Below are 6,278 nucleotides of genomic sequence, written 5' to 3'. Positions count from 1 at the left end.
TGGAAACTCGGGCTGGCGAGTTCCGCAATACTCGCGGCCATCATGACCATGTCTTTCAGAAGACATCCTGCTTCTATCTAACATATTGAAATAACTGGAAATAATCTGAATTTTTAAAAAATCGATACAGACGAGCCATATTAGCAACAAATATCCAGGGCCGCCGATACAGGAGTGGGATCAATAAAAGGCTACCGATGGCAGACACGAAGATCACAGTGATCCTCGCCGGCGGCGATATGGAGCTGCGCCACTATCACACCCTGTGGGCAGCGGTGGATTCCTATCCCGGGCACGCCTTGGTCGTGGCCGAGACGCCGGAGCCGGTCGACGGGATCATCAGCGAGACCACGATATCGAAAAAGGAGTTTCTCGATACCACGGGCAGGCTGATCAGGCACCACGGTTCCGGCGGGATGCTCCAGCTCGTCCAGTTCGGCCACGGCTACAGCGGCCCAAGGATGAACCTGGGCAAGGACTTCGTCGACGGCCCCGACATCGCAAAACTCTTCGAGGAGAACCTCGCGCGCGGCGATAGGCCGCACGTGTCGATAATCATGGGCGGCTGCTTCTCCGGCAGCTTCGCCCGCTCGATGCAGCCGGACGCTTCCGCTTTTCAGCCCGATTTCTTCTACGGCTCATCGCCCCCCTTCTCGATCGCCTTCAACGGGCTGAAATATTTCTACGGCGCCGACCTGGAACGCGCAGACCAGAACCGCGACGGCGTGCTCACCATACGCGAGCGCGCCGTATACGACATGAACCAGTCCAATCCGCTCGCGGTCATGTACTCCAAGGCCGGCAGCCGCGACCTCGACCTCGCGGGCAACGAGGCCGCGTTGCCGTACTTTCCAAAATCGGTCGAGGTCGTCCCCTCGCACGAAGAGCTGATGAAGGCCGTGGAATCGCTCCGCTTCGGCGAGCAGGCCGTGGTGCTCATCGCAGGATCCAGGGGCCATTCCGAGGAGCTCTCCGCCTGGTTCGAGGAGGAGGCAGCCAGGGGTGACGGCTTATACAAATTCATCAGGGTCGATCAGAATCCCGAGAGCAGCGAATACTTCGGCACAGGCAGCGCTCCCCGCGTTCTCGTGGTGGGCCCGAACATAAAGCGCAGCGGCGTCGAGATCGTGCAGATGGGACATGTTGGCGAACAGATTCCGGGGATTCTAGCCTCCCAGGACCCTCTCCAGATCATCTTCGATTGGAGGGAAAAACTCTCCGACAAAAATTACACGAAGCTCGAATACCTCAAGGCGCTGGGGAAGAACCCTGACCTGCACGCCGAGATAGTGGGCGAGGCCAGGGAGCGCCTGGGATCCGAAGATTCAAGCGCGCGCACCGATGCGCTGAGGCTCCTCAAGACCGCTATCGTTGCAAACGGCGCAGATCACAAAGAGGTCTTCGAGATGCTCAAGCCCATGGTCGGGCGCGCGGCGGCCGAGGGCCAAAGCGACATGGAGGAGATGGCTGAGCTTGCGCAGTGCCTGAGGTACCTGGAGGTTGAATCGGCGCACAGCGCGCTGAGCGCTGTCGTGACCACCGGCGCGCTCAGATACGGCCAGGATTTCCTGGAGGCCGCAGGAATCCGCAGGATCATGGACGGCGCCCCCGACTTCGAGGACAGCGATCCGGGCAGCAGCGAAGACGCGCGGATCAGGACACTGATGCTTTTGCTCCTCCACGGCGAGGAGGCGGAGCAGGAGTTCCTGGAGGCGGCCCTCACGGACCAGGAGAGCCTCAAGCTCAGGAAGGCCGCCGCCTACTTCCTCAAGGAGTCGAAGTCGGGCTGGCAGGGAAGCATCGGGAAGCTACTGGACATCTTCAACGCAGAGGAGGACGTCCTGGTCCTTGCGTATCTTTTGCCCGCCATCAGCGCCTACAAGGGCGAGGACCTCTTCGAATACCCCTGGAAACTCGCAAAGCTCGACGACATAGCCAGGGACCCCACGCTGCCCGATTCGCTCAGGGACTCGGCGCGCGCCCTGTCGGCCAGGTACAAAAACAACTTCGACGAGTACAGGCAGATGCTGGAGAAGAAAAAGGCGATGCAGATGGAGGACGCGCTCCGGTGGCGGCCCCAGATGGGGATCGGGATGCAAGGCATGTCGAGGATCGTCCAGGGGTCGTGGGACGGCGCAGCCCTCATCGACTTAAGCGCGATGCTGAGCAAGGGCCTCTGGACCGACGCCAACGCGACAAGACTCTTCTCAGCAGGGATTCGGACAGATGCGAAGGCCGGATTCTTCTTCAAAGACGGTTCCCTGGTCGTCATCCCCTCCGGCTATGCGACGTTTGCCTGGTCGTGGCGGAAGGCGGCCGAAGAGGAGTTCTCGGACATCGAGCTGTCCTGTGGATATTCGGGCCGCTACGAAAAAAACGACCCAAAGACGCGCGAGAGCGGATATGAAAACGGCTGGGGCGCCTCTGCCGGCTTCTACATCAAGGACCATCGCCTGGGCGCCGGCATCGACCTTCATCACTTCCCTGATGCAGAGGACTTCATATTCGGCCTCTCCTTCAGGGCGAATCTCTTCTGATTGTTGTTCGACTAACCCCTTTTTAATTTTCCTGATTGACAAGTGAACGGGCGTTCACTTACCTTGAGAGTCGGTCGGCAATAGAGCCGCCATGGAGGTCAATATGTTGTTATTATTAAGGTTTATGAAGATGCTCAAAGGCAGCCCTCAACTGCGCTATTCATATATATACAACACAAGGACCTACCCCCTGGGCATCCGGAGCATGGCAAGGGAGAGACAGCGCGTATGGGCAACTACATAAAACCGATAGAAGACGACAAGCTCGACGTGCTCCGCCGATTCTGGCGCATGAACCGGCGGCTGCCCACGTATTCCGAGATGTGCCGCATCTTCGGCTACAACTCCAAGAACGCCGCCTTCCGCATGGCGAAGAAACTCATCGACGAAGGCTACGTAGAGAAAGACGACGCAGGCAGGCTCACACCGAAAAGCGAGAGGCTGGGCATCCCGCTCATGGGCTATGTGCAGGCCGGTTTCCCCTCCCCGGCCGAGGAGGTGCTCATAGACACGCTCTCGCTCGACGAATTCCTCATCGACAAGCCCGAGGCCTCATTCCTCCTCAAGGTCTCGGGCGACTCGATGATCGACGCGGGCATACACGAGGGAGACCTCGTCATCGTCGAGCGCGGGGTGGAGCCGAAGTCGGGCGACATAGTGCTGGGCTGCGTGGATGGCGACTGGACGCTCAAATACTACAGGCGCGCGGGCGATGAGGTGGAACTCGTCCCTGCGAATGCGAAGTATCCGGTGATAAGGCCCGAGGGGGAACTGACTCTAGGCGGAGTGGTCAGGGCAGTGATGCGCAGATACTGAGGAGCTCTCTACTTATCTCCTCGGACGAGCCCTGAGACGCAAGCGACAACCCCCTTGCGGCCCTGAAACCCAGAGTGCTCTCGTCACGGTCTTGCATCACCGACTCGAGCCAATAGGACGCCGCTGAAGCAGCATCATTGGGCCTGTGACTGAGGCGAAAGACCTCCTCATATAAGATCGCAGCCGCAGCCGGCCGCATGGGCTGGTCTGCGTTGGCTGATGCCGCTTCGCTCAGGGCACGCATAAGAAAAATGCCCCTCTCGCCTGCGCAAGCGAAGAGGACTGCGGACTTGAGAAAATCAAACCTGGCAACAGCAGGCCCTTTGCCATTTCGCAGCTCTTCCTCCCCCCTCCTGAACGCATCCTTGGCGTCATCATAAAAGAGACTGAGCTTGCGTCCGCGGCCTTCATCCAACGCCGAGTTGATTCCGCTCTGCAAAGACCACCACTCGCCTAGGAAATCCCGACGTCCTCCGGCATTCACAGCCTCCCCCCTCCGAATGAGATCGCTGGGCCATATCCTGGCCCCATTCGGCACGTAATCCATAAAGACCGAAGCCGGCATTCGAAGGTTGAGATGTACAAAAGAACCAAAGGTCGTCATATGCCCTCCGCTAATTCCAAAGCGATATCCAACAGCCCTCGGACCTTCGGCGCCAACGTATCGTTCTCTTTTGCCTCGAAGACCTCCGCAGCGGAGGTCAACAACAGCGAGATGTTCATCCATTGCTGCTTGTTCGGCGTCCCGCGTTGAACCACCGACCACGCGGCCCTCATATAGTCCGCCCCGGCGGCGAAGTATTTGCCGGCCCTCTTGTGCATCTCTCCCGATTCCCTCAAGAGATCCCAGTAGACATCTCCGTAGGGCCTGTGCGCAGCATAGATGAGCCCGCGGTTGATCCGAAAACGCTTTGTAGCGGGGTCCGCCTCCTGCTGCACCGACAAGAGCCACTGCTCCGCTGCGGCGACCGCATACTCGTCGGAAGAGATCGAGTTGAACGCGGATTCATAAAGAATGGCCGACGACGGGTGGAACGCCGCAGCCTTGAAATTTCTGGCGGAGCCAAAGAACTCGACTGCGACCGTGTCCCTGGACATGCCGAGTTTGTAGAGAATCACCGCAGATTTGAGGAACGCCCATGCCGCGTCGACGTTCTGGCCATCCCTTTCCGCCTCTTCCCCCTTCTTCCTCATCTCCAGGGCCCTCTGTCTGGGTTCCCCGAGTTCCTTCATCTCCAAAAGCATTCCGTTGGCGCACTTCTGAACCGACCACCACTGAGAGATCAGGTCCCTCTGCCCCCTGACAGAGCTCCGCTCAAGGACATCCGCCGCAGGCCTTTCAACCACGGGCAGGAAGGCCATGAACTCCTTCCCCGGGATTTCCGTGCCCATGAAGACCATCTTCTCCGGCAATTTTATACGCGTACCCACGAGCCCGTAGATCAACGAATCGCTGTTCCATGAAACCGGGATCTGAAATATCCCGTTATCCCGCATAAAGTGGTTTGTCGCCTGAAGGAAAGTCGAGAGATTGGTCGCCTGTGCACGCATGTCATCATCCCCTCTCTAACATCCGCGAAGCCATGAACCTTGTCTCAATTCGTGGCCTTATACGACATTGTCATTTTGATTTCCATAGATATTTTAGATAGATAAGTTTAAAGCTTATGGAGCAAAGAAGGAGGGCATAATGCAAAAGGATAGGGTGCCGGCGATCCTGGGTGCTTTAAAGGGCCGTTATCCGCGAGGGGAGAGGCCGTGGGCGAAGAGGAACAATCCCTTTCGCACCCTGATCGGGACAATACTCTCGGCCCAGACCACGGACGCCCAGGTCGATCTCGTGACCCCCGCCCTGTTCAGGCGATACCCCTCAGCTGCGGCGCTCGCGAAGGCAAGGCCTGCCGAGGTGCGCAGGATAATAAAGTCGGTCGGCCTGCATCAGGCCAAGGCGAAGAACATCATAGCCGCCGCGCGCGCTCTCATAGAGCGCTTCGACGGAAAGGTCCCGGCTCAGCGCGATGAACTCACCGGCCTCGCGGGTGTGGGGCGTAAGACCGCAAATGTGGTCCTCATCAAATCGTTCGGCGCGCCTGCGATGCCGGTGGACACGCACGTATTCCGGGTTGCAAACAGGATCGGCATCGGCAAGGGAAAGACGCCGGAACAGGTGGAGCGCGCGCTCACGAAGATCATCCCGCAGCGCATCCTCGGAGCCGCGCACTTCTGGCTCATCCACCACGGACGCACGATATGCACGGCGCGGAAACCGAAGTGCGTCGAATGTCCGGTCTCGAAATGGTGCGATTACTTCAGACGTAGCACCTAACGAACCAATCCATGATGAGGTTCGATGCAGCGTGGAAGAGCGTGGGCGCGAGAATGTTGCCCGTGCGCTCGCGCATCCAGCCGAACACGAGCGCAGGGAAGAAAATCGCGAAGTGCCACCACTGGTAGGTGACGATCGTGTGCGCGAAGGCGAAGACCAGGGCTGTGACTATGAGGCCCCACCCGAACTGCGCGCCCAGGAACCGCCGCTTCTTAGGGAATATCCCGTTCATCGCGGACTGCAGATAGCCCCGGAAAAAGAACTCCTCGGGCAGGGCGACGAGGATGAGTTGCACGAGCATCATGTTCGCAAAGCGAGGAAAGCCGACAGGGGAAAAACCGCTGTATCCCTCGACGAGGATCTGCCAGCCGTGCGCTGCGATGAGAAACGGCGGAAATATCACGAGAGAGACGAGCGCGAATTCCTTGAGCGCGCGCATCAGATCCTTGGCGTCGAGCACGAAGAAATCCAGGGGGCGGCGCCTCCTCCAGAGCACCAGGAGCGGCGCGCCCATGAGCAGATAGGCGACTATGTACGATATCTTGGGGCCGATGAAGGAATTGCCGCGCGTGGCGTAGAGGACGTGGATGATCACGAGC

Annotated in this window: 6 protein-coding genes; 3 read left to right on the top strand and 3 right to left on the bottom strand. The window is 58.9% G+C overall.

Annotated elements, in window-relative coordinates:
• Positions 1 to 197: 197 nt before the first annotated feature.
• Entirely contained in the window at positions 198 to 2,537 is a 2,340-nt protein-coding gene (locus WC683_18820) for a hypothetical protein (protein ID MFA4974664.1), read from the top strand.
• Between the two features lie 228 nt (positions 2,538 to 2,765).
• A complete protein-coding gene (lexA, locus tag WC683_18815) occupies positions 2,766 to 3,353 on the top strand; it encodes a transcriptional repressor LexA (protein ID MFA4974663.1) in 588 nt (195 codons plus the stop codon).
• Here the strand turns inward: lexA and WC683_18810 are convergent.
• Together WC683_18810 and WC683_18805 are read right to left on the bottom strand one after the other, a co-directional pair.
• Complete coding sequence (locus tag WC683_18810; protein MFA4974662.1) at positions 3,328 to 3,837, bottom strand: hypothetical protein; 510 nt, start codon at positions 3,835 to 3,837, stop codon at positions 3,328 to 3,330. The two genes, lexA and WC683_18810, sit on opposite strands and share 26 nt — an antisense overlap.
• 116 nt (positions 3,838 to 3,953) lie before the next feature.
• Positions 3,954 to 4,904: a hypothetical protein gene (locus tag WC683_18805; protein ID MFA4974661.1), complete on the bottom strand. Its 951-nt coding sequence runs from the start codon at positions 4,902 to 4,904 to the stop codon at positions 3,954 to 3,956.
• A 139-nt stretch (positions 4,905 to 5,043) separates the two neighbouring features.
• Here WC683_18805 and nth point away from each other — a divergent pair, with 139 nt between their 5' ends.
• Positions 5,044 to 5,679, top strand: coding sequence for an endonuclease III (gene nth, locus WC683_18800; protein ID MFA4974660.1), 636 nt, complete (start codon positions 5,044 to 5,046; stop codon positions 5,677 to 5,679).
• On the opposite strand, the gene WC683_18795 is transcribed toward nth, so the two are convergent.
• On the bottom strand, positions 5,663 to 6,278 hold a 616-nt coding region (locus tag WC683_18795), incomplete at its 5' end, for a CPBP family intramembrane glutamic endopeptidase (protein MFA4974659.1). The genes nth and WC683_18795 overlap by 17 nt on opposite strands.

This window comes from bacterium (assembly GCA_041648665.1).
Lineage (GTDB): Bacteria > UBA10199 > UBA10199 > 2-02-FULL-44-16 > JAAZCA01 > JAFGMW01.
This window is presented reverse-complemented; position numbering and strand designations above follow the sequence as displayed.

What these genes read in the sequence shown, in the direction of transcription:
- nth (MFA4974660.1), top strand. Translation starts at nt 5,044, where the DNA reads ATGCAAAAGGATAGGGTGCCGGCGATCCTGGGTGCTTTAAAGGGCCGT.
- WC683_18820 (MFA4974664.1), top strand. Translation starts at nt 198, where the DNA reads ATGGCAGACACGAAGATCACAGTGATCCTCGCCGGCGGCGATATGGAG.
- WC683_18805 (MFA4974661.1), bottom strand. Translation starts at nt 4,904, where the DNA reads ATGCGTGCACAGGCGACCAATCTCTCGACTTTCCTTCAGGCGACAAAC.
- lexA (MFA4974663.1), top strand. Translation starts at nt 2,766, where the DNA reads ATGGGCAACTACATAAAACCGATAGAAGACGACAAGCTCGACGTGCTC.